The sequence below is a fragment of the Bradyrhizobium sp. SPXBL-02 genome (genome assembly GCF_051853065.1).
GTDB lineage: Bacteria > Pseudomonadota > Alphaproteobacteria > Rhizobiales > Xanthobacteraceae > Bradyrhizobium.
On record NZ_CP182474.1, the window covers coordinates 6616706 to 6641055 of the forward strand.

The window sequence follows — 24350 nt, forward strand, 5'->3', positions numbered from 1 at the left end:
CCGAAGAAAGGCTCTGAAACCATCCGTGCGACTCGCATCGGCCGGTTCCCGCCGGTAATTTCTTGAGAATTTTTCGAAAAGGCTTCCCGAAAAGCCCACCTGCCGCGCAACACTCATTGGAGGCCTAGTCGGCAATCAATGGACGATGAGGCGACGCATCTTTCCCTCGGCGAGGTTCGCCGCATCATCGGCCGTTTGCGCGGGCCCGACCTCGTGCGTCTGTCTTTGTTGGGTCGCGTCTGGGCTGCCGGTCTGCGCTACCATGATGCGGATGATCTCCTCTATGAGGCGCTCGACCGAATCTTGTCGGGGCGGCGGCTATGGCCCAGCGAAGTCCCGCTCCCCGCCTTCCTGTCCCAGGTAATGCGCAGCATCGCGAGCCAATGGCGGCAGGAGGATCGCCGCGAACCTCTCAGGGAAGACGAAACCGAACAGATATTCGATGACGAGGCACATGATCCGTCAGCCACATACGAGATGGACGATCTAACTTCGCGAATGCGTTCCGCTCTTGCCTCGGATCCGCTCGCTTTGGCCATTTTCGAGCATATCTTGGCGGATAGCGACCGCGACGAAGCCCAGCGGGCGCTTGGCATAGATGCGACCCAATACGACACGGCGCGCCGGCGAATGGCGAACCGGCTCTTCGACGACTTTCATTCAGGATGGGCTTATGCGCCATAAGGCGACCGACGAACGTGTGTTGGAAATTCTCGCGGAAGGCGTGCTCCACGCCAGTCCAGAGGAAATCATGCGTGTCGCCATCGCAAGCGGAATTGACGTTGCCACGCTCGAGAAAAAGGTTCGCGAAAAGATCGCGGAGCGCACGTCGATTGCCAAAGACTCCGAAAAGGTCAGCTTCTCGGTCGGTGAGACCGTCGCCTTGCGCTCCGACCCGAAGCGAATCGGCGTTGTAACCGCCGTCGCTCCAAGCAACCGCGAGACTCGCTATTCGGTCTTCACCGAAGGCCGAATGGAGATGCTTTATGCAAGCCAGCTTCAGCCCGCCGATCTCGTCCCAACGGCAACTCAAGCCACAAGCAACGAGCTGAACGCGCGACTAACCGCCCTGCAAATTGCCGCACCAAGCTTGGCCAACTTGTATTCGCTACAGGCCGGCAGGATCGATTTCATTCCTTATCAATTCCGGCCGGTGTTGAAATTCATTCGAGCCGATCGCCCCCGTCTTCTGGTCGCCGACGAAGTTGGTGTCGGCAAGACAATCGAAGCGGGGCTGCTCTTGCGGGAGCTGCAAGCAAGGAGGCCGCTTCGAACAGTTCTGATCGTCTGTTCAAAAGCATTGGTGGTCGAAGAGAAGTGGCATCGCGAGATGCGACGCTTCGACGAGGAATTCGTAACGCTATCAGGAACGGACCTTCGTCATTGCCTTGATCAGACCGATCTGGATGGCGAATGGCCTGAGCGCTATTCCCGCGCCATCCTTCCCTTTTCGTTGATCAACGAAAACCTGATTCACGGTTATCCAACCCAACGAGGGAGGGCCCGCTCGAAGGGGCTTCTCACCTTGGATACTCCGCCACGGTTCGATCTTCTCATTGTCGATGAAGCCCACAACGCACGCAACACCGACACCAATCTCTTCCAGGGATTGAAGATTCTAGCGGACAACGCAGAAGCGGTGGTCCTCCTCACAGCGACCCCCGTCCAATTGGGCACGGGCGATCTTTACTCTCTCCTCAATCTGCTTCGACCCGACCTCGTGATCGATCCGCCCACCTTTGAGCGCATGGCGTCGCCCAACGGTGAGATCAATACCGCCGTTTCGGCGATCAGAGGATCCCAGCCTGGCTGGCAGCGCAAGGCACTCGATCACCTGGATCGAGCCGCTGCGACCGAATGGGGAAAGGTGATGCTGGGCCCCTCCCCTGAATATAGCACGCTTAGAGTAGCGATCGAAAACGCCAGCGACGACGAAGATCGCGTTCGACTCATTGCCCGGACGGAGTCCCTCCATAGCTTCTCCTCCATGATCAGTCGCACTCGACGTCGCGACATTGGCACATTCACCACCCGAAAGCCGCGCACGGAAGCCATCCCGTTCACTTCCGAGCAACAGGAAGTCCACGACTCTATCCTCGAGGTACAACACGCTGTCTTTCAACGGACCAGCGGTTCTGGACCTCTCGGCTTTCTAATGACCACGATCCGACGCCAGGCTGCCAGTTCCCTGCATGGATTGGTGCCATTCCTTCAGACGATCCTTACGAGACGGCTGTCCGACATCGAAAGAGTCGAAATCGATGATGATGCGATAGACGCATTCGAGAGCGGCCTGGACTCGATCAAAGACGAGATCTCGAATGTCTTGAAGCGAGCCAACCTCCTGCCAGACGACGATCCAAAACTGGATCGGTTGTTGGAGATCGTCGCCGAAAAAGCAAAAATGCCCAATCGCCGCTTACTCATATTCAGCGCGTTTCGGCACACCCTTTCCTATCTCGAGAAGGCCTTGCGCCGGGAAGGTGTCCGGGTTGGTCTCGTTCATGGCGACATCGCTGACGAAGATCGCCGTACGCTCCGCCGGTCGTTTGCTCTCGAATCCGACGATCCGGATGCGGTCGACGTTCTTCTTTCCTCTGAGGTCGGTTCCGAAGGTCTCGACTTCCAATTTTGCGACGCGCTCGTGAACTACGACATCCCCTGGAACCCGATGAGGATTGAGCAACGTATTGGCCGCATAGACCGATACGGGCAACGGAGTGAAACTGTGGCGATCTACAATTTCGTCACGCCCGGAACGGTAGACTTCGACATATATGACCGCTGCCTCTTGCGGATCGGCATCTTTGAAAGGGCAATCGGAGGAAGCGAGGCGATCCTAGGTGAGATCGCAACACGCCTGCAACAAGTGGCAGAGGATTTCGCACTGACCGACGACGAGCGTGCCGATCGCTTGCATCAGCTCGCCGACAACGAAATCCGGCAAATCGCTGAAACCGAGGCGCTCGAGGAGCGTGAGGCGGAGCTTTTCGGTGTTCGCATCTCTCGACGGATCGACGACGAAATCGCAAAGGCATCCAGTGCATGGCTGGAGCCAACGGCGCTCGAGCGGCTGATCAGCCTGCACCTGGAACGTGTGCTTGAGGTTGGTCGAGCACCTCTCTCCGGCCAGGGACCTGTCAAGAGTCTAAGGCTTTCGGCAGAAGCTCGTCGGCGGCTGGCGCCCCCGCGTGGCCGCGGGATTCGACCGAGCCTCGCCGAACGAGAGTGGGAAGCCTGGTTACGCGGCGATCAACAAAATCTCGCGTTGACCTTCGATCGTGAGGCCGCCAACGCGGATCGAAAGCTTACGCTCATCACCCCGGTTCACCCCCTCGTTCAAGCTGCTGCGCGTCTGTTAGCGAGCGATGAGGAAGTCCATGTCGCACTTGCCAGCAAAGCAAGTGGCGTCCGCCCTGGCGTTTACCCCTTCGCTATCTACCAATGGCAATTGGTCGGCTTGAAGGAGGATGCTCTGTTGGTCCCAGTGGTCGCGGAGCCGGACGTGGCCCGCACGATCATGGAGCTCCTTCCGACTGCGCTAGACGCAGTATCAGCGTCGCGCCCCACGACTTCAATGCTCGAGGCGCTCGATAGTTGGCACCACGAGCTCTGGCAGGCCAAGCGCATGACGCACATCGCGGAAACCGCCGAGATCGCGCGGTTTCGTCGCGATAGCCTGAGCGCCAGCCATAGAGCCCGTATGGCAGTTCTCGAGGAACAGTTCGCGCTCGCGAACGAAGAACGCATCCGACGCATGCGTTCCGCACAGATTAGTCGCGCACTCGCCGACTTTAACGAGGCGCTCGCTCATCTCGAACGGGATGAAGTGCGGGCGGATATACTTGCCCGGCGAGTGGCCGCCGGAATCATCGAGGTGGAGAGCTGAGATGGCCGAAAGCTTCAACGTATGGCTCGATGCACTGCGTGACAGACGTCAGCGGTGGGGGGCAGCAAGTCACGAGAACAACTTCGATCGCGGCATCTGGAACGCGACCGTCGAAAAGTACGCAGATCCAACTCATTTTATTTTCGAGTTATTGCAGAACGCTGAGGACGCGGATGCGAGCTGGGCTCGCTTCGAGCTGACCAAGGATGCGGTCATTTTCCATCACAACGGTCGCCCGTTCGAACGAAAGGACATCGAGGGGATCACCGGCATCGGCAACACCACGAAGCTCGACGAAGCCAACAAGATTGGCTCGTTCGGAATCGGCTTCAAGTCGGTCTATGTCGTGGCGGAGCGGCCGGAAGTGCACTGCACCGTCGAAGGGCAATCCATCGCATTCGCCATCCACGATCTGGTCGTCCCCGAGCTGATCGCTTGCGTCCACGGTTCGGGATCGACCCGTTTCGTGCTTCCGCTACCGCCCGACAAGGCCACAGCTACGATCGAGAAGGTGCGACTTTCGTTGGAGCAAGCGGGCGCACGCAGCCTTCTCTACCTCCGACACCTCAAGCGATTGGAATGGAGTGACGGCGAGCTATCTGCGTCCTGTCAGGTCGAGGACGATAGTCAAGATATCCGCACGCTGAGATCCGTCATTGACGACAAGCCCCAGACCGATCGCTTCCTGATGTTGACGCGGGCAATCCGTCGCGAAGATGTTGAATTGCCCCTCTCAGTCAAGATCGCCATGCGGTTGAACGACGGTGGTGACGTCGTACCAGAGCCGACGCCAACCCGCCTATCGGTCTTTTTCGAGACCGAAGAAGTTACGGGTCTACATTTTCATATCCACGGACCATTCCAGCTGACGGACAACCGCGCCAACATAAAGCGCGACAATCCCTGGAACAGTTATGTCATCAACGAGCTGGCAACGTTGCTGGCGGAGAGCCTTGCATCACTCCGGGACAGAGGATACCTGAAGAGAAGCTTTCTCGAAGTCCTGCCCAACGCAAGCGATGACCTGTCCGCTCCTTGGGATAGGCTGCGCAACGCAACCCACCAGGCCTTCAGGGAGAACGCATTGTTGCCAGCACATGCCGGCGACCATATTCGGTCTGTCAATGCGGTCCGCGGCCCAAGTGACATTCGCGACCTCTTGGGAGATGTGGGCCTAGGTGTTTTCGGCAGGCAGGATGGACGCCGTTGGGCAGTGGGGACGCTGCGAAATGGACGCTCCGATTCCTTTCTTGCAGGCCTTGAACTTACCGAGTTCGGGCAAACCGAGTTCCTGAACGCGTTTCATCGGGCCTTCGGGCCAAGTTACGTTTACAGTTCGGATCACGCGGCGACGCAGGCTGCTCGCAACTGGTTCGATGCTCTCGATGATGACGCGGTGCAGCGCCTTTACTTGCTGGTCGACGCATCACTACGATTGCTCAAACGTGCAGCGTCTTTGCCGAACGTCAGCTTCGTGCGCCTGGAAAACGGCACGCGTGTCACGCCCAGTGATGCACTGCTGCCACCATCCGGAGCACCGGTGGACGAGGAGGCTGCGGCGCACGGAATCGTATTGGTTCGCACGAGTCTTCTCCGAGCTGGCCGAGGTCGCGGCAAGGACGTCGAGCAATTCCTGCGTCGTGTCGGAGTCAAAGAAATCGGCGAGCGTGATTACCTGCGCGCGATCATTCGGTCCAATTATGCATCTGGAGCGACGACACCGTCCGCGGAGCGACACATGCAGCACATGCGCCGCTTCTTGCGCTGGTACGCGGAGCACAATGACCCCAGCATCCTGCGGGGCATCGCATTCTTGCGAGCTGAGGGGACCGAGGGCTATCACTCGGCCGACACCATCTTTCTGGATCAGCCATACCTGACGAGCGGATTGCATCTGATCTACGACGGCAAGGTCAAGGGCCGGGACCGTCTTCCTTTATGGAGCGGCTATGGCAGGCTGAAGAAGAATGAGCTGTTGGCCTTGCTGCGGCAGCTCGGGGTCGAAGACTCCCTCAAGATCGAGCGAACCAATATTCGCTATGGCCATCCCCATCGTTACGAATTGATAGCCAGCTTCGGCTCAGCGCGACAGACGGACAGCGGACACGACATTGACTATAGTATGTCCGAACTCTCCGGCCTCTTGGCGCGAAAGAACGTCGATATCTCGAAGATGATCTGGAAGGCCGTGGCGGCGGAGGGAAGCCACGTGATGCGTGCGTCGTACGTTCCCAATCGCACCCACGATCCTCACCGTGCCCCGTCGAGCTTGGCCTTGGGATTGCGTGACAGCGCCTGGATCCCGGCCAAGGACGGCACCTTGCGCAAACCCTCAGCGATTACCGCAGCAGAACTGGCGCCCGGACTATCGACAACCGGCAATGAGGAGTGGTTGCAAGCCATCGGTTTTGCCGCCGATCAGCGGCGCCGCTCGGAAGAGCATTCGACACGCCGGAAGGCGGCTCAGGCGATCGGCCTACCACCCGAATTGGCGGATCAGTTGGCTTCCCTTTCTCCGGAAGCCTTGAGGGCCCTTGGGGCCGAGATGATGCAGCGCGTCACGAGCGGAGGATTCAGCAAACCTGAATTCCCCGAGCAGGACTCCGTCAATCCCGAGCGCCGTTCCGCTCGGATGGCTCAGCGCGCCCTTTCGGCTCCTTCGAAGAGTTACGAGATCCGTAACCGCAATGTCCGCACCAGCGATGGGGAAGCTCGTGCGCTGGCGCGACCCTACCTCTTAGGTCTCTACACCAACAGGTCCAAGCAGATGATCTGCCAGGCCTGCCACGAGGCGATGCCATTCGATCGTCCCGACGGAACGCCCTATTTCGAAGCTCCGCAACTGCTCGGAGAGGTGTCGACCGAGCACCCCGAGAACCATCTCGCGCTGTGCCCGACATGTTGCGCCAAATGGCATCATGCCCGGGGCAACTCAGATGAGGCAATAACCAACGCCCTGCTCTCTGCCGAGGCGCCTGAAATTGTCGTCTCCCTGGCCGGCGAAGAAACCACAGTTCGCTTTGTGCAGGTCCACTTCGACGACATGCGGACGATCATTTCGGCCCTACAAGGCCGAGCGACAGCCAGCTTGGCAACCTGAACCTGGGCTTTGGCGGCCCGACACACCGAATTCGAGAACCTGCTCTCGAATTGGCTCCTTTTGGCCTCTAGAGGCTCGTGCATTGAGCTGGTTTCGGTGGAAAAGCTGACGCCGCTGCTGACATCGTTCGGCAAACTCGTAGAAGTCCAGGTTGTCGCACGCAATGGTCTGGTGAATGGCTGGATCGACTTCACCTCGCCGCCTGGCCCGATCAACGGGGAAGAACTCATGAACTTCAAAGCAACCGCCGCAGGCTCCGCGCATGAGCCCACCCTTCATTGCCCCAACTGCGACCATGAGATCCGGTTGACCGAGTCGCTTGCGGCGCCCCTCCTTGCCGAAACGCGCCAGCGCTTTCAGGAGCAGCTTGCCAGCAAGGACGCCGAGATTGCGCGCAAAGCCGAGGCTTTGCGGCTCGAACGGGACAAACTTGCTAAGGACCGAGAGCAAGTCGAGGAACAGGTCTCTAGCCGCCTGGCTGCCGAGCGCGGCCAGTTGATTGCCGTCGAAGCCAAGAAAGCACGCGAAGCTGCTGCTGCCGATCTTCAGGCCAAAGAGGCGGAGACTGCCGAGCTGCGAAGAACCTTGGAGCTCAACAGCGCCAAGCTCGCTGAAGCGCAGCAACAGCAAGCGGAAGTGATGCGCCAACAGCGCGCGTTGGCCGATGAGAAACGTGAACTCGATCTGACAGTCGAAAAACGCGTCCAGGCCTCGCTAGATCAAATCCATATCAAAGCCAGGCAAGAGGCGGAAGACGCGGCTCGGCTGAGGGTTGCCGAAAAGGACCAAACGATCGACTCGATGGCCCGTACGATCGAGGAACTGAAGCGTAAGGCGGAGCAGGGATCGCAGCAGTCGCAAGGCGAAGTTCTCGAGCTAGAACTGGAAGTCTTGTTGCGCGGGCGTTTTCCGATGGACTTGGTCGAGCCTGTCGGCAAGGGAGAGCTGGGCGCCGATGTGGTCCAGCAGGTCAACGGCTCGTTCGGACAGGCGGCCGGAATCATCCTCTGGGAGTCCAAACGGACCAAGGCCTGGAGCGATGGCTGGCTGGCAAAACTGCGTGATGATCAACGCCGTTGCGGTGCCGACGTCGCCTTGATCATCTCTCAAGCCTTGCCGAAGCACGTCGAGCATTTCGACCTCGTCGACGGGGTCTGGGTCGCCCATCCGCGCTACGCCCTTCCGGTCGCGGTTGCTCTCCGCCAGACCCTCATCGAGGTGAGCGGGTCACGCGCCGCACAGCAAGGACAACAGACAAAAATGGAGCAGGTCTACCAGTACCTGACGGGTGTGAAGTTCCGTCAGAGGGTGGAGGCCGTCATCGAAAAGTTCAACGACATGCGCGAGGATCTCGACAGGGAACGCAAGTTCATGGGCCGGCAGTGGGCCAAACGGGAGACCCAGATCCTGTCCGTGATTGAATCCACGGTTGGTATGGTCGGCGACCTCCAGGCGATCGCCGGTAAGGCCATGCCTGAGATCCCAACCCTCGATATGCCCCTATTAGAGACCTCCCCGGTGCAAGATCGGAAGGCCGGATAAGAGAGTTGATCCGAGTAGCGGGATCTTCCGCGTTCGAAGTTCTGCTGCCGCAACCCTGCCAAATAGGCACAAGGTCCTCAGAATTTCAGTAGCGGCGACTGATTATCCCTGGAAAGCACGAGGGTCAGTGTTTTCTTAGCGCGGCTCATGCCGACATAGAACAATCGCCGCTTGTACAGCGTACTCGAAAAAGCGGCGCGATCACAAAGCAACATCAGCGCGTTGTCACACTCGAGGCCCTTCGACTTATGAATCGTGCTCAAGCATCGGCGCGGGGGTTGGGGATGAGAAAAGGTTCTTCGTCGGGTAATTTCTGCGAAACCTTCATCAACGGACTGGAACTGGCCAAGACGAATGGCATCACGTATCTCGCTCCTCAGATCAAACTCGACCTCGCGAAAGCCAGTTTCCCGCCGATCCACCACGTCAACCAGATAGGCGAGCGCACGGGCAATCCCGCGATGGTCCGGCTCTGCAATGAGAAGCCTGGCAACTGCCTGAAGGTGAGCCGGCATTACCCCGCGTGTTGCGTTAGAACAGCGCTCCATGACCTCCGTCTTAAGCCGGTTTCCGTGAGAGGACGGCGTAAAGCCCTTTCCTGTCGCCTCAACGAACACAACAAATCCATCGACGATCGCATTGATGTCACCAGCACGCTGTCGAATGCACGCGACGAGACGAGCCAGGTTTTCGCGCATTTGTCCTTCCCAAATTCTCATCGACCGATCGAAGAACGCGTTGAGATGCGCAACCCGGTCATTACTTTCGGTCAAGACGAGTAATTGGCCGCCGAGGCGCCGGAGATCATCAATGGGCTTCCTATGTGCGCTCGTCATGCTGAACGATCTATGTGGCACGCGCGCGGTGTTCTCGGCGAAATAGACCGACAGCCCTCTTGGCAATCGCCCAGTCAAATCGATCGCCCCGCCATCCTTCAACGCCTTGCGAGCCGCTACAATCCACTCTCCAAGTTCCGATGAACTCGACCATCGATGCGGAGTGAGGAGCTCGCCTGATGCACTAGCTCCCTTGAGGTCGTCCCAACGTCTCAGCGTCGCGCGAATAGCGGTATCGTGCCCCCCAAAGATCACCTGCATCGGATCGCCAAAGATACGCAGACGAGCCCCTGCTTTGTGGACAGCCATGATCGCCCGGTGCTGGTCAGCGCTTGCATCCTGATGTTCATCGCAAAGAATGACAGGATAACGCTGTGCTGCCGCTTCGGCGACTAGCGAGGACCCTTCCAAAAGGTGACAACAGCGACTGGCCACCTCATCATATCGATTGTTCTCGCGCGCCCAGGTTCCGACGTCAGGGGGAAGGTCGAGAGTCTGATGGTAGATGCTGGCAATCTCCGTCAGAAAACTATCGATCGTTCTGATCGTGACGCGGCCGGATACCGCTTGTGTCCGCTGCGCAAAGACCGACCGCGCGGCATGCGTATGGGTCAAGATCAGGACCCGCCCGATCGTGAGATGCGAAGCGGCATTCGCCGCAAATAGAGCTCCCTGATGGGTTTTCCCGCATCCGGCAGCGGCTTCCACCGTCACTAGCGTCAGATCGGATCGCAGCAGGTCTGCGACGGCCTTATCGCTCACAGCCTGAGCCTTCCTTTGGCCAGCGCAGGCTGTCCGAGCGCGGCGCGCAGTGCGTTGACAAACGGGAGGAGTTCTGGCTCAAGCTTCGGCCATACGCCGAGCTCCACCATTTTCCTTCCGAGCTCGTATCCCCCCTCTTCGGATTTGAACCAGCGCCGGCTGTGTTTGGCCCAATCCTTTGCCGTGGCTTCGTCGGGCGCCGCCTCCTTGTTGCCGGTCGCTGCAGCAACGATGATCGAACGAAGTTTTGAAAAGCGCTGCTCGGCCGCTCCGCACGCAGCGAGGATACTGGCTTCATCCTTGGATTGCAGATTGAGGCGATCGGCCAGCGTCCGCAATCTTTCGCCAGACGCTCCTTCGGAATCGCGAGCGAGCGCAAACAATGAAGCATCTGCCACGTGCGCGATGACATTTGCTTCCAGACAGCCGGAGTGCCACTGAAAGCACCTCGGCCCAAGCGCCTCGCCGACGCTTCTCCATCGGCCGGTCGACTTGCCCTCGTTGTCACAGAAGGCTCCAAGCATGAGCCCGGCGTCGCGTAGCGCCATCAGCAAGCCGAGCATGGATTCGTTGCCTCCGCCATCGCATATACGAATGCCGTGGTCCTCAGGTGCGGCAACAAAAGCATTCCGCAGAAGGAACCGCAGGAATCCGACCTCCGTCACCCCCTCCGCTATCACAGGCAGCTTCGCAAGGAACGTTTCGGGATCACGAAGCTGCTGCTGTGCGATGGCGGCCGCTGGCAGAGCGCCGATAGCCCCCTTTGCATCGATGAACCAGAGTGCTGCCTTGGTCGCCGCCTTAATCGCGACTGGGCTGTGAGTCGTGACGAAGCATTGACCACTGTCCTTGACCAGTTTAGCGAGCAGTTGGCGAAGTCGATACGGCTCCAGTCCTCGTTCGATCTCGTCGATGACCGTCAAACGAGACGCGGCCTCCGTGACGCCGGCAACCTCCAATGCGGACATGCGGCGCGTGCCGGCGCCCCAGCTGGCGAGAGGCAGCTTGACACCACCCTTGTCTGCAAGCAGCCCAATGAGTGCTCCGATCGAAAGTCCCTGGCTGCTCGTCAGCCCGAGCTCCAGGTCGTGCGGCAGCCCTGCCGTTTGAAACGTTGTGCCCAAAGCATCGAGAGCCACCGTTTCGTCCGCAAGCAGCGCGGCTGACAGATCGGTATCGGCGACCTGCTTGTTGAGCCGCGATTTGAGATTTCCCTTGGACAGCAATCTGTCGAGGGCAGAACCCGTTACCAACCGCAAATCACGGTCGTTCCGGTCATCGTTCGCCAGGCGTACGACGCCGATCCGACGGCGCAGACCGGTGGACAGCGCTGCGATTTCTGCGTTCGGCTGCACCACTTCCCACACTAGTTCGAGGTCCTCAGTCCCTCGGACGCGGAACCGAAAAACCGGATGACCGGGTTCCTTCTCCGCCTCCGGGTCAGGGAGAACCGCGGCGCTGCCGTCCCACTCCCACGGCCATAGCGAAGAAAAATCCGCAATCCCGACCTCGGGCGGGATGTCCACCACGGCTTCGATCGAGAAGCCCTCGCCGGTCGATCGGTTGAAATAGTCGGTCTCGAGCACCTGGACCGCGTTGGTCGGTGTGAACAGGAGAGCGATAGCGTGAAGCACCGTGCTCTTGCCAGAATCCCCGCCACCAAGCAGAACATTGATACCGGCATCTGGCTGCCAATCCAGTCGCTCGATGCCCCGAAATCTCCTGATCGTCAGGCTCTTTATGCGCGGTTGATTTGCCATGCCCCGTCCGAATCCTCTAATCCGGCAACAATCTTAAGCTGTTCGCGATAAGGCGCAAAGCTTCAGGCAGCTACCCACAGCTGCGGCTCGACAGGACATGCAAATGACCATCGTGCGGCTCGGCCAACTTTTCGATTGTACCGAGGGCGGCGGCGCCTTGGTCGCCGAATCCGCTGATGGCGCCCTGCTTCATATCGATAACGTGCCATCCGGTCTCGCCTGCGGCGGCTACTGCGTCGGCTGCGAACGGCGCATGGTAGCGAAGAAAGGCGAAGTCCAAGCCCATCACTTCGCTCATCACTCTGCGCGCGACGGCAGCTCCTGCTCCTCGGCCGGAGAAACCGCGCTGCACAAATTCGCGAAGAAGGTACTCGATCAGAGATTGGAAATCGCCCTCCCCGAAAAGTACGTATCGGCCGGGGGTGACCGCGAATTGGTTGCCCCTGCAGTCGCACTCAGGTTTGACCGAGCAACGCTCGAGTTGAGGAGCGGTCAGATAGTACCCGACGTGGTGCTGGAGCTGCGCGACCGCAGGCTCCTCGTCGAGTTTAAGGTGACGCATCCCTGTGGCGAGGCGAAGATTGCCCACATTCGCGCGATGAACGTCGGCGCAATCGAGATCGATCTATCGCAATATCGCAACCGGCCTCTAGAAGAGATCGGCGACGACATCCTCTACAACGCTCCGCGGGTTTGGCTTCACAATCCCCGCGAGTTCGACGCGCTAGCGCGGCTCGAACACCGGGCCCAGCAACGCGCCGAGAATTTCAAGCAGGAGATTGCGCGCCTCGGAGCGAACTATCGCCATCGTCTGCCCGCGAGCGAGGCGGGACACGGAACTTGCGAGACGACTATTCGTCGGAATGGGCTCGGCGAGGCCGTGAATCTGACAATCGACGGCGCCGGCTGCTTTCTGGTTCCTGTTGCCGAATGGCAGGCAGCGGTTACGCTCGACTTGATCAAGTCTCGATCGCCATTCAGGACGCGCAATGGTCTCGCCGGTCTGGTTCGGCGAGGCTGGGTCGACAAACGCTTTGCGTCGCTGCGACATGACCAGGCGCAGGCGCTCAAGGATACCGGGTTGCCCTTTGCCTTGCCCGCGAAAGCGGTTGAGCTCTATCTCAGTCAACTCGAGAAGCTCGGTCTGGTACATTCCGGTCCGACCGAGAGCTGGAGACCTGCCAGCCTGCTACGGAGCAAACTTCGAGCGGCGAAGGAGCTTCGCGAGCGGCCTACCAAACGCAGAGCCGAGATCGAGGCGATCGTAAGAGACCAGATCGAGGACCTACCGGAATGCGAGACACGCTCCTTCGATCTCGACGTTTGGATCGCAAGCCCCTTGCCCGGCCGTCGAGGATCGGTTGCTGATGCCATTCAAGGCGACGAGAACGCCTGGACGGCCTTGTGTCACGACATCTCGCACATCCGGACCAACATCCGATTTTCGCCGCGGAGCAACCTGAGACTCTTCGGCCTGCCATGCGCCGGCGAACTCGACAGAACGCTCAAGAAGAAGGCTGAGGAAGCCGAGGAGCGCGAATGCGCGAGGCGCGAAAAGGAACAGGCAGAAACCGAAGCTCGATTGGCGCAGTTGAGAACGCGCGCGCTGCGCGACATTGGCGATCTCGCGGCAACGTGGCTGAATACCGGGCAGCCGGCACTGGATGGCAAGACGCCATTCGAGACGGCGTCGGATCCAGCAGGTCTCGATGCGGCGATCGACGCGCTCAATCGCAAAGCGCGCAAGCTCGCGCTCGAAACTAAGGCGTGGCAGCGCAAGCAGAAAGCCGTCGCGGAGTTGGAAGAATTGGCGCTCTCGCGTTACTACGATCCTGAGCTGGCGGCGTTGTGGATGCGCAGTTCGCGCCCCGAACTCGGTGGAAGATCGCCCTCGGACTTCACTTGTGACGATGCAACGCGCGACGAGTGCGGGCGCTACCTGCCGAAGAAACGGTCACGACGCTGAGCTCGCCATCACTTCTTGTTCATGGCCTGCGTGAGAAGCCGATTGAGGTCACCATGATTTCCCCAGTTGTTCTTTGCAGTCAGCCGTTCCGCGCGGGGCCATTTTCGCGACGAAAAGTAAATTGCACTCTGCATATATGGCGAAGACGCGGTATAGACACCAAGCAGCGTAAGACGGCGTGAATGATCACCAAATCGACCAACGAAGATCGCCGCGACAGCTCTCAATGTTTCGTGCCGATTGGCGTCTTGCAGAATGTCCATCGCGATCTTGACGGACGCATCCTTGTGTTTCTCTGCTTGCGACAGCGCCGCAAGGATCCACATTTTCTGCCAATCTGACAGCTCGACGTCGACAAGCAATGTGAGTAACGCATCCAGAACGCTCGCGGAGCGCAAGAACTTGGCGACGTACGATGCATAGATCTGAGCCATAATCAGATTCCGCCTTGGTAAACAAAGGCAGGCATAACCGCTCGATGTTTTCTTCCTGACCTACGTACTTCCCGATCGAATTGAACAATAGCTTTGTCGCCTTCAAGTCGAGGTCGTCTTTGTCGTCGTCCTCCTCGGTGTCGTCATCATCGTCTTCATCGTCACCGTATTCCCATTCGGACTGAAACCCGTAGTCCGCGTCAAAGTCTTCATCGTTCATTTGATCTCTGATCTCTTCGACAGCGTCGTCGAACAAGGCCTGGAGATCGGGTTCCTCGGTGTGAAGTTGACGTTTCGGTATAATCATGCACTTCGCCTCGTTCAGAACGAGATCGTAGTAGCGCAGCCTGGGAATCAGATGGCCAAGCAGCCTGTCGGCACCTTCCACGGAGTCGAGGAAGACGTAGATGTCGTCGACATATCGCGCAGCCCTCACCCCGTACTCCTTGAGGAAGCGATCGATCGGCTCCATGTAGAAATTCCCGAACAGATCCGACGGGAACATGCCCTGAAGGATCCCCCGAGAGCTCCGCTGGCTCGTATAGCTGGTCAAAATCGCTTCAAGACGGCCGGATAGCTCACCGACATATCCGGAGTCGTTCAACACATTGATCAATGTATGCAGGTTCATCGAACCAAAATAGTTTGCTACGTCGATCTTCAGGATGTATTTGACCTCCTCCGCCTTTGAATGCTCGAGCAGCGCTGTTTGCAAAGCATTCCAGCACGTTCGGGTAGGAACGAACATCGAGACGCTGTCTAGACTTGCAAGCTGATGGCTGAAGGATCGTGAGTGGTCGGTTTTCTGAGCCACAATAGGCGCCGCCTGATCCGCCAGGGCCTGATAGAGCAACCGATCGTACGGGAGCAGGATGCTTCCGGGCCGAGAGAAACTTGGACCTAATCGTTCGGGCTTCACAGCAACGCGGATTCGAAAGGATTTGGGAACCTCAATGGTTATCGGCACCCCCGGACTGTACTTTCCACTTGCCAAGGCACTTTGGACCTCTTGGATCAGCTCCTCTCCAGCTTTGGCGTAAATGAAGCCGATGTGAGGGGCGTATATGAAATCGGATCGGAGATCGTGGCTGATCCTCGCGAGGGCTAACTTCCAATTGATCTTGGACATCGCAGCGCTGTCAAAGCCGAAAGGTATCTTCAGTTCAGCCACTGCATCTTCCTTGCTTCTCCTGCGCGGATCGTCCGCACACGTCAGTTCGACAGATTTTCACATCTAAGTAGTCCGACCAAGCGCACCTGTCCTTACAACTGCCACGTTAGAAGTATTCCGGCGTTGTAAAAGGCAGTGGTTCGATCCAAGCGGAAGATTTCTCTGGCTTGCGGATCTTGGTGAGCGCACGCTCATGAAACGATACGCCTTATAGCCCAAGACGGTAGGATCATCTTTCTGGCCATACAATTCCGTCGCCACGAAACGTCCAGAGCAAGATGCGAGTGATCTCGCGATCTCGGTCGTCGAACCATTCGCCCTGAAGCCTCCGCGCGGTCCAAGTTTCGTGAAACTGGCGTTCAGTCTTGCGCCCGCCTCCACACATCGCCATGAGGCGCAGACGCACACTACTGCCGGTTTGGAGCGCCCGCAGCCGCTCCAACGGGTTTAGCGCGGTTCCGATCTTGATCCTTTGATTGATGTCGTCTCTCACAAAATAGACCATACCGATTTTGGCTGTCGCGTCTCGTAGCTTCTCCTCAAAATCGTCGTCGGAAGTTTTGCCCGTTCCGTTACATCTTGCGCATGGGCTCCGAACGTCCGGCATGAGCTCCGGATGAATTCCTGTGCCATCGCAGCCTATGCATCGCATTCTTAGCCTCTCCAAGGCGGGCTCGAACTGATCGTCCGCTTTGTTGCGTGTCCGCCCGCCCTCTCAGCGTCGCGGTCTCGAACGACGGCTTATTCCGTTCTGCCGGAGTTCAAGGCAGCTTTCCAACCGGTTCAGCCGCTGAGAGGTTCGCCCCTGGGCGGCATCGTCCCAGCACAGCTTCTCCGCGGCGACCTGCAAGCTTGCCAACACGATGTGCTCGATCTCGCGATCGGCATCATCGCGCTCATTGTCGCTCATCTCGGCTTTCGTGAGCTCCGGGTGAGCCTCATGAAGAAAGGCGTTCACTACGGTGTCGACCGTGATGCCGGGCTTACCGAGGTGCCTGTACAGCTCAACGAGCTGTTCGGTGACCCGTCGCTTTGAATCGTCCCCGCGGGCCAGGGAGCGCATCAGCTCGATCGTCAGGTACTGGAGAGCCTGCGCGGCTATTCTGACATCAAAATCGCTGGGCGGTCGCTCACCCTCGCCATCGATAACTCGAAACGCCACTGGACACCTCGCGCCAAAGAAGAGCCAAATTAGAGCCGGTTAGGCGCTCGTTGTCATCGGCCCTTCCGCCGGAAATCCACCGGAAATCCCGCGCACGAATGAGCACGGCAGCACACGACCCACGATGAAAGTCGTTGAAGAAATTAGACTTTTCCGAGCGTCTGTGCGCTCATACTGGTCTGATTGTAGGTTCGAAGTCAAAGATACAAGGAATAGCTATTGAGCTGCCCCCGATCACCGCACTAGCTAGAAGCGGCGACCTGTTTGACGACGCACAGACGGCGGGCCCGTCCCCTCTAGCCCGCGACCGTTTCCTCGTGAGGGGACCCCTCTGTCCGCGAGGGCGGTTGATGATGCCACAGGACCGCCGACGTGACCGCCTCAAATTCCCTGGCGATTTCGGGATGGTTATCGTCGAGATACTTGGCAATCTTTCGATTCGCGAGCAGCCGCGCCACGTATCGCGCCGCAATCACCAGATCGAGCATGTCCCGGCCATAAGATGCTTCCACCGCCATCATGGACTTCTGAACATCCCTCAACTCGCGCTCCATCAGCGCAAGATCCGCCGAAGTGACCACGGTTGGTTGTGCGGGACGCGTCGGTCTGACGCGCTCGGCATCCTTGGTCGCAGCGAGCAGAGCCTTGGCGTAAGCGGACGAATAGTTCGATGCGGAAACCATCAACTGGCAGGCCTCGGCTTGGCGGATAGGCTTCATCTTGCGTAACACATCGAAGGTGACTGGGTTGACCGACTTGTCGCGTAACAGATCGACGGCTTGCGGGCAGATACCCCTCAACATAACTCGGCGGCGTTTGATATGTGCGATATCGACGTTCAACACTTTAGCAATCCTTTGCTCCGAAACACCGCGCTCGATGGCCCGCAGGATCATGAAATGCTCCTGTACAATCGCGAGCCTGGAGACGCGCTTGTTGTAGGTAAAGGCCTCATCATCGGTCGCGAGCAGGCACTCAGCCTCCGTCTCTCCCTTGGCGAGAAGAATATCCCGCTTCAGGCTACCGTCGAGCAGCCGGTACCGGGCGCGCTGATCGGGATTGCGATAGACGACGAGCGGCTCAATGACGCCGACTTCTTCGATGGAACAAGCGATTGCCTTATATTTCGGTGAATTGCGGATGACATCCGTTACCTGTTTGGTCGGCAGTAGGGACGCAAGCGGAAGGATCAGCAGGTCGTCCTCGAAGGCTGAGCGGACCCTTTTCTCGCTCATCACTTCACCGCCGAAGAAATACGCCGCAAGACCGGCAAGGGAAGCTTGTCCAATGACTCCTGACGCAGAAGCGACGCGAACATGCCCTCACTTAGAAGCTTCTTCAGTGCATTGACGATGAATGTAAGCCGTCCCTGTGCGAGGTCGGCCCTCCGAGAGACGAGCTGCTGGCGGCCGACTTCCTGCCTGTAGGCGCGAACGAGGGCTGCCGAGTTGATCTGCTCGTCGGCATATTGCGCTTTCATGGCGCCTCGATGACGCTGCTCGACCAGCTTACGCATTTTTGCAATTTGATGGCTGGTGTGGTGTTCGCTGACGTAGGCCTCGAGAAGTGCGCCCTGCAGCTTCGGAGTCTTGGCCTTGGCTATCTCGACGGCGAGTGTAGGCGGGATGATGCCCCGTTCGACGGCGCTGACGAGACGTTCTTCACCATGCTTGAGCAGGTATGTAATGCCTCGGACATAGTCCTGACTGAGGTCGAGTTTTTCCGCGATATCAGCCGCCGTATACTGCTTTGCCAGCCGGCCGATTTCATCGACGAGCTCAACAGGTGAATGCCGGCGCCGGGCAATATTCTCAATCAAGCTCATCAGGATACAGTCCTCGACCGAGGCCTCAGTCAGGATACTCGGAATGTCGGTTTGCTTCAGCGTCGTGAAGGCCTCCAACCGGCCCTCTCCGCATGCGAGGTCGTAGGCGCCTCCCCGTTTGCTCACCGTGATGGGGCGCTTGAGGCCGAGCGCGCCAATGCTTCGCACAAGCTCTTTGAACCGCGCACGATTGCGGTCGCGCGAATTCAGCACCTTGATGGCGGAGATCGGGACCGAGACGACCTTGCGGCTGCGTTTCACGCTGGGCTCCTCTCATCCCATCCAGCACAGACGCGGCACAGCGCCTTGAGGTCATCATAGCGGCAGGCCTGCGCAAACACCGGATTCGACAGTCGGAGCACCCTGACGTTCGTCTCAGCAAGGTCGCTGGTCGGAAGCAGGTAATAAGCAACGATCTCCGTGTTGGACGCATCCATTCGGGCGATCAATGACATGTCCGAATTCGCCTTGCGATCTGCGTGGACTCGCCAGCGAACCCGATCCGAGATGTAATTCACGGCGCGCGCCGAACCGAACGAGATGCGGCAATCATCGTTCAGGCAAAGAAGGCCGTCCGGGTCGATCATTGCTCGCCCGCCCAGCCGGTTGACCTGCTCGACAATCTTTTCAGCAAGCCGGGCAAGAAATGTCCGGTACTTATCTGCCGTTTCGGCGAGGCGCTGGCGTGGCTCGGGCTGATAGCCGGCGAGTTCGTAGGCAGCCACTAGGGAGCCAAAGCGCCGCCGGTAGCTCTCCGCCGAGAGGATATCGTCGGCGGCGGCGATGATGGCGGTCGTCAGGTGTCCTTTCTCGCGCCCAAGGGCGGCAAGGCGATCAATGGCCTCCAGATCGGTCCGATGCTGCCGGCGCGTGCGCATCATCTCCTGTGCCTTGGTAAAGAGCTCGGGCGCGATCACGGGCGGAAAAGCCTTGTCATGCCTGATCCACATGTCGCGCGGGTTGACGACGCGACGCTGTTTCAGCTTGTAGGATGACCGGTTATAGATGAGGCTGCCGATGTAGGCCTCGTTCCCTAGGATCTTGCCCACGGTCTCACCGTTCCAACGTAGGCCACGCGTCGTCCTGATCTGCTCGGCATTCAACTCGGAGGCGATCTCCCCAAGGTATTTCCCTTCCGACACGAAGGACGTGAAGATGCGCCTGACGGTTTCGACCTCCCGGTCCGGGCCATGAATGATCTTGATGCGGTCAGTCTGGAGATATTTCTTCTGGCCGTATTCGAGCGTCGTTCTTACGACCCCGGCCTCATCAAGCAACTGGCGTCTTAGCCCGTAACCGGGCATGCCGCCGCGCCAGAAGCCCAAGCGGGTGACGCGCGATTGGCCGAGGAATACCTTCTTGGAAAGCTGCCGGCTGAAATCGGCGGCATTGAACCGCTTATTGTTCTTGAGCATGAACGAAGCGAGGCTGCCATCATTCTCGAATTCATCGGCGCAGTAATGCACGGTGATGCCGGCCCGCTGGCACATGAATTCGTAATAGGCGCTTTCGTCGAGGTTCTGAAAACGGCCCCAGCGCGTAACGTCGTAGACGAGGACGCAGTCAAACTCGGCGTGCCCCGACTCGACATCGGCAATCAGGGCCTTGAGGCCGTCGCGCCAGTGAATGGCAAGGCCACTGAGACCTTCGTCGGCATAGGTACGAACGATGGTAATGTTGCGATCTCTGGCATAGGCCGCGATCACCTCAGCCTGGTTTGCCGTCGAGTAGCGCTGACTGTCCCGGGACATGCGGACATACTGTGCCGCTCGGGTCGGCGGCATGGAACGACCGGACGCAATCGGTATCTCGTAGGACACCACCGCACCTCGCCACGAGTCAGACAACCCGAACTCAAGATAGGCCACAAAACCAATCGAGCCGTTTACGCGACTGCGGCGAGTTGAAGCTTAGATGACTCAAAATGCGACGGCCTGACCACGCGCGGGCTGTGCGCAAGTGGGCCAGCTCACATTTCGCTTCCTGCAATCTGTGGTACAGATTGGCCCTTTGGCGCACTTTCGAGGAATGGTGTGCGATGCCGAAGAATATTGTGATCTTTTCCGACGGCACAGGCCAAGCCGGCGGAATCAGTTTCGACGAAGCGCGGACGAACGTTTACAAGCTCTACCGCGCCTCCCGCGTCGGCCCGGACACGAAGGTCGAACCATCCAAACAGGTCGCCTTCTACGATGCCGGTCTCGGTTCGGCCTCGGATGGCGGTCATTTCAAGATCGGCTGGATGCACTGGCTCTACAACCTCGCCAGCATGGCGACGGGCCTCGGGATCACTCGGAACATCGTCGATTGCTACGCCGCGATCATTGCCCTTTATGAAGAAGGCGACCGCGTCTTTCTGATCGGTTTCAGCCGCGGGGCCTACACCGTGCGATCGGTTGCCGGCGTCATGACCTATTGCGGCGTCCCGCGCCCTCTGCCCGATGGCTCGCCCCTGCGCCGCGATCCAAAGAGCATCCACAAGCTGGCCGAGCACGCCGTCAAGGATGTCTATCAATTCTGCCCATCCTACTCGCGCAAGACTCTTGGATACCGGCAGTTTCTGTTGGAGACCCGAGACGCGATCGCCGCACAATTCAGACAGCAGTACGGTAGCACAACCACCATCAACGGCGCCGAGCGGGCGAACGTCTTTCCATACTTCATCGGCGTGTTCGATACGGTCGCCGCCCTCGGCCACAAATATCTCGGCACGGCGCTCGTGACCTCCGGCATTGCGCTGCTGATCGGGGTGCACTGGCTCGGTGGCTTCCTTCAGCCGGTCTTTCCATGGGCGGGGTGGGGAGCTTGGATTCTGAGTTACCTCGGCGTCGCCGCAGCCCTGATCGCTTTTCTCATGAACTATCTCAAGATCGCGCCATCCTTGCCCGGCTACGGGTTCTTGAAGCGCCTCCGGACCGTGCATTTCGCCCCGCCGAAGCATAAGTTCTACGACACGACGCTGAATCCAAATGTCGGCTATGCCAAGCATGCGATCTCGATCGACGAGAACCGCGCCGACTTCAAGCGCGTCGGCTGGTCGCCCACGGCCGAGAAGCAGGACGTACGCGACGCGCACGGCAACCTCTGCTTCGAGCAGGTCTGGTTTCCGGGCGTGCATGCTGATGTCGGCGGCGGCTATCTGGAAAATGAGGCCCGCTTGTCGGATGTTGCGCTGAACTGGCTGCTCGCCGGAGCCTCGCTCATCCCGGGCGGCCTGAAACACGACGGCAGTGTCCTACGGCTGTCACCCGATCCCGCCGGCCCCCAACACAATGAGCAGGCGGGCGGCTTCCTCAAGGCCGGGGTTCGAGACCTTCCGATCGATCCGAAGACTGAGGATTCAAGATCACCCATGCACAAATCGGTCTATCGGCGCTTCGAGGCGGGATCGGTTCTCCTCTACGACCGCATCGCGGCTTATCGACCGGACAACATGAGGGTTCACATCGACTTTAAGCATTATTTCGATGGCAGCGCGGCGCAGCCGCCCCAATGCGTCGCTGACGACATAGAACAGAAGTGGGAAAATGCCGGCTATGTCGGGCGGCTCTGACCCAGATTGAACATTGAAAACGGTCCTGTCTGGCGGCCTTCGAGTCGGCTTCGCCTCCGCCTCGTCCAGCAAAGTAGATCACAATGCCGAGAGTGGACCCGCCGATCGGCCGTCAAAATCACCGTTTGAAAAACCGTTTTAGTTCGGTCGTCTCAAACGGTTCGCGAGGGTAAGTCCTTGAAGAACTTGGTGGGCGCACCAGGGCTCGAACCTGGGACCCGCTGATTAAGAGTCAGCTGCTCTACCAACTGAGCTATGCGCCCGAAAGGCGGTCAAAGCCTTGCGAGGCCGGTCGTTTAGCAAAGCGATCCGGGTCTGGCAAGCGATCGGACGCAAGTTTTCCAAGGTCTCGTCCAGAGGACCGGAAATGCGAAAAGCCGCTAAATTCCAGCGGCTTCGCCAGGGTTCACGGCGCGAGAGCCGGTCCGTTCAGAGCCGGCCCTCCCGGTCCCGGTCGGGACCGCGGTCACGGTCGAAGCGGTCATGATGGAAATGGTCCACGCCCCGTTCCATCATGCGGTCCATGCGGTCCATGAAGTGGTGGTGGCGCGGGCCGTCCTCGCCGCCGCCGAACGGGCCGCGGTGCCGGGTCAGCACGGCGAGGCGCCGTTTCTGGCCCTCGTCGAGGGTCTTGTAGAGCGGATCGGCGGCATCGGCGATCTTCTTCAAGGCGGCGGAGCTGGCCCCCATGTCCTCGGCGCGCTGGCGCAGGCGGGCGATCGGATCCTCCGGTCTATCGGCATCCCTCGACGCGTCGCCGGGTGCGGTATTCATCCGCGCATTGGCACGGTCGATGCGCAGCTTGGCGAACTCCCGCACGGCCGCCTCGACCGGCGGCCACAGCTTCTCCTGTTCGGGGTTGAGCCTCAAGCCGGCATGGACGGCGGCAATCCGCGCATCGACGAAGGCGGCGCGGTCCTCGGGGTTCATGCGGATGTGGCGGACGTGCTCCATCCACGGGCGATGAAATTGGGCATAGACCGCGCCCGAGCCGGCGATGCTGAGCACGGCGATGGCGGCAATGGTGAATTTCTTCATCTTGGCCTCCTCCGGAAGGATGCCCGCGAGGATGAGCGCGAGCAGGCTGTCGCGCAACTTACAACTTGGACAGGAAGCGCGCTCTTGTAGAAATGTACCGCCGTGAATGCCCGTTCAGATGCAAACTGAAACGATTTGCAACAAAAAAGGGCTTCCGTGCGGTGCGCGGAAGCCCTCCCTGGCCGCCGGTGGCGGTCAGTTCGTCGTGCTTTTGGCTTCCTTCACGAACTCGTCGATCAGCGCCTGGCCGACGCGGCCGGCGGCATCCTTGTAGACCGGCTCCATCGCCTTGCGCATCGCCTCGTCCTGCTCGGCCGTGAGCTTGATGATCTCGCTCTTGCCGCTCTTCTTGATCTCGGCCAGCGCGTCGTCGTTCTCCTTCTGCGACTGCGCGTTGCTGAAATCGGTCGCTTCCTTCATCGCCTTCGACAGCTGGCCACGGATGTCGGCCGGGAGATCGTCCCAGAACTTCTTGTTCACGATCACGACGTAGCCGATGTAGCCGTGATTGGTCTCGGTGATGTATTTCTGCACCTCGTGCATCTTCTGGGTATAGATGTTCGACCAGGTGTTCTCCTGGCCGTCGACCACGCCGGTCTGCAGCGCCTGGTACACTTCCGAGAATGCCATCACCTGCGGCAGCGAGCCGAGCGCCTTGAACTGGGCCTGGATCACGCGCGAGGATTGGATGCGGAATTTGACGCCCTGGTAGTCCGCGGGCGTGATCAGCTTCTTGTTCGCGCTCATCTGCTTGAAGCCGTTGTCCCAATAGGCAAGGCCGGTGATGCCCTTGGCATCCAGCAGCTTGAGCAGCTTGGTGCCGAGCGGCCCTTCCGTCACCTTTCGCAGCGTCTTCAGGTCCGGAAGGATGTAGGGCAGATCGAACACCTCGAACTCGCGGATGCCGAGCGGCCCGAACTTGGAGTTGGACGGCGCCAGCATCTGCACGCTGCCGAGCTGCAGCGCCTCGAGCTCTTCCTTGTCCTTGTAGAGCGTCGAGTTCGGATAGACCTCGACCTTGACCTTGCCGCCGGTGTACTTCTCGGCGAGCTCCTTGAACTTCTCCGCGCCCTTGCCCTTCGGCGTGTCGGTGGCGACGACGTGGCTGAATTTGATGATGATCGGTGATTGGGCCAGTGCCGGCCCGCTCAAGCCAAGTGCCAGAGCCGCGATGGACGCAGCGATTGCCAAGGTGCGCATAGTTTCTCCCTGTTGTTTGTTTGGGCCGCCCGGCGGTGCCGGGTAGCCAATCTTATGCCGGCTGCATCAATAGCGGCTCGCCTGCACGCTCGCTATTGGCCCTTAGCAGGGC

At 59.3% G+C, this 24350-nt stretch carries 16 protein-coding genes and 1 tRNA gene; 6 read left to right on the plus strand and 11 right to left on the minus strand.

Annotation, left to right across the window (positions count from 1 at the left end; all coding sequences use genetic code 11):
- Positions 1 to 138: 138 nt before the first annotated feature.
- From ACNJYD_RS30845 to ACNJYD_RS30860, 4 genes are all read left to right on the plus strand, one after another.
- Complete coding sequence (locus ACNJYD_RS30845) at positions 139 to 684, plus strand: RNA polymerase sigma factor (protein ID WP_439364238.1); 546 nt, start codon at positions 139 to 141, stop codon at positions 682 to 684.
- Complete coding sequence (locus ACNJYD_RS30850) at positions 674 to 3889, plus strand: DEAD/DEAH box helicase (RefSeq protein WP_439364239.1); 3216 nt, start codon at positions 674 to 676, stop codon at positions 3887 to 3889. Before ACNJYD_RS30845 ends, ACNJYD_RS30850 begins: the two co-directional genes overlap by 11 nt.
- Position 3890: 1 nt before the next feature.
- The gene (locus ACNJYD_RS30855) at positions 3891 to 6989 is read left to right on the plus strand and encodes a sacsin N-terminal ATP-binding-like domain-containing protein (RefSeq protein WP_439364240.1); all 3099 of its coding nucleotides are present in this window, start codon (positions 3891 to 3893) and stop codon (positions 6987 to 6989) included.
- 228 nt (positions 6990 to 7217) lie between these two features.
- The gene (locus ACNJYD_RS30860; protein WP_439367536.1) at positions 7218 to 8531 is read left to right on the plus strand and encodes a DUF2130 domain-containing protein; all 1314 of its coding nucleotides are present in this window, start codon (positions 7218 to 7220) and stop codon (positions 8529 to 8531) included.
- 77 nt (positions 8532 to 8608) lie between these two features.
- Here ACNJYD_RS30860 and ACNJYD_RS30865 read toward each other — a convergent pair whose 3' ends face one another.
- Positions 8609 to 10129, minus strand: a complete 1521-nt coding sequence (locus ACNJYD_RS30865; RefSeq protein WP_439364241.1) for a UvrD-helicase domain-containing protein — start codon at positions 10127 to 10129, stop codon at positions 8609 to 8611.
- Positions 10126 to 11889, minus strand: a complete 1764-nt coding sequence (locus ACNJYD_RS30870) for an ATP-dependent nuclease (RefSeq protein ID WP_439364242.1) — start codon at positions 11887 to 11889, stop codon at positions 10126 to 10128. The genes ACNJYD_RS30865 and ACNJYD_RS30870 overlap by 4 nt, the downstream gene beginning before the upstream one ends.
- 103 nt (positions 11890 to 11992) lie before the next feature.
- On the opposite strand from ACNJYD_RS30870, the gene ACNJYD_RS30875 reads away from it, so the two are divergent.
- The gene (locus ACNJYD_RS30875) at positions 11993 to 13855 is read left to right on the plus strand and encodes a hypothetical protein (protein ID WP_439364243.1); all 1863 of its coding nucleotides are present in this window, start codon (positions 11993 to 11995) and stop codon (positions 13853 to 13855) included.
- Between the two features lie 186 nt (positions 13856 to 14041).
- Here ACNJYD_RS30875 and ACNJYD_RS30880 read toward each other — a convergent pair whose 3' ends face one another.
- The 6 genes from ACNJYD_RS30880 to ACNJYD_RS30905 all read right to left on the minus strand — a co-directional run bounded on the left by ACNJYD_RS30880 (position 14042) and on the right by ACNJYD_RS30905 (position 20267).
- The gene (locus ACNJYD_RS30880) at positions 14042 to 15460 is read right to left on the minus strand and encodes a reverse transcriptase domain-containing protein (protein ID WP_439364244.1); all 1419 of its coding nucleotides are present in this window, start codon (positions 15458 to 15460) and stop codon (positions 14042 to 14044) included.
- A gap of 229 nt (positions 15461 to 15689) precedes the next feature.
- Positions 15690 to 16112: a GIY-YIG nuclease family protein gene (locus ACNJYD_RS30885; RefSeq protein WP_439364245.1), complete on the minus strand. Its 423-nt coding sequence runs from the start codon at positions 16110 to 16112 to the stop codon at positions 15690 to 15692.
- Between the two features lie 63 nt (positions 16113 to 16175).
- A complete protein-coding gene (locus ACNJYD_RS30890) occupies positions 16176 to 16622 on the minus strand; it encodes a hypothetical protein (protein WP_439364246.1) in 447 nt (148 codons plus the stop codon).
- 296 nt (positions 16623 to 16918) lie between these two features.
- Positions 16919 to 17857 (minus strand): plasmid partitioning protein RepB C-terminal domain-containing protein, encoded by a 939-nt coding sequence (locus tag ACNJYD_RS30895; RefSeq protein WP_439364247.1) that lies wholly within the window; start codon positions 17855 to 17857, stop codon positions 16919 to 16921.
- Complete coding sequence (locus ACNJYD_RS30900; protein WP_439364248.1) at positions 17857 to 18708, minus strand: ParB/RepB/Spo0J family partition protein; 852 nt, start codon at positions 18706 to 18708, stop codon at positions 17857 to 17859. The genes ACNJYD_RS30895 and ACNJYD_RS30900 overlap by 1 nt, the downstream gene beginning before the upstream one ends.
- A complete protein-coding gene (locus ACNJYD_RS30905) occupies positions 18705 to 20267 on the minus strand; it encodes a recombinase family protein (protein ID WP_439364249.1) in 1563 nt (520 codons plus the stop codon). Before ACNJYD_RS30905 ends, ACNJYD_RS30900 begins: the two co-directional genes overlap by 4 nt.
- A 233-nt stretch (positions 20268 to 20500) precedes the next feature.
- On the opposite strand from ACNJYD_RS30905, the gene ACNJYD_RS30910 reads away from it, so the two are divergent.
- Entirely contained in the window at positions 20501 to 22000 is a 1500-nt protein-coding gene (locus ACNJYD_RS30910; RefSeq protein WP_439364250.1) for a phospholipase effector Tle1 domain-containing protein, read from the plus strand.
- Positions 22001 to 22187: 187 nt separating this feature from the next.
- Here the strand turns inward: ACNJYD_RS30910 and ACNJYD_RS30915 are convergent.
- The 3 genes from ACNJYD_RS30915 to ACNJYD_RS30925 form a co-directional block, all read right to left on the minus strand.
- Positions 22188 to 22263 (minus strand) — tRNA-Lys (locus ACNJYD_RS30915).
- 166 nt (positions 22264 to 22429) lie between these two features.
- A complete protein-coding gene (locus tag ACNJYD_RS30920) occupies positions 22430 to 23038 on the minus strand; it encodes a Spy/CpxP family protein refolding chaperone (protein WP_439367537.1) in 609 nt (202 codons plus the stop codon).
- 195 nt (positions 23039 to 23233) lie between these two features.
- The gene (locus tag ACNJYD_RS30925; protein ID WP_172787382.1) at positions 23234 to 24238 is read right to left on the minus strand and encodes a TRAP transporter substrate-binding protein; all 1005 of its coding nucleotides are present in this window, start codon (positions 24236 to 24238) and stop codon (positions 23234 to 23236) included.
- Between the last annotated feature and the right edge of the window lie 112 nt (positions 24239 to 24350).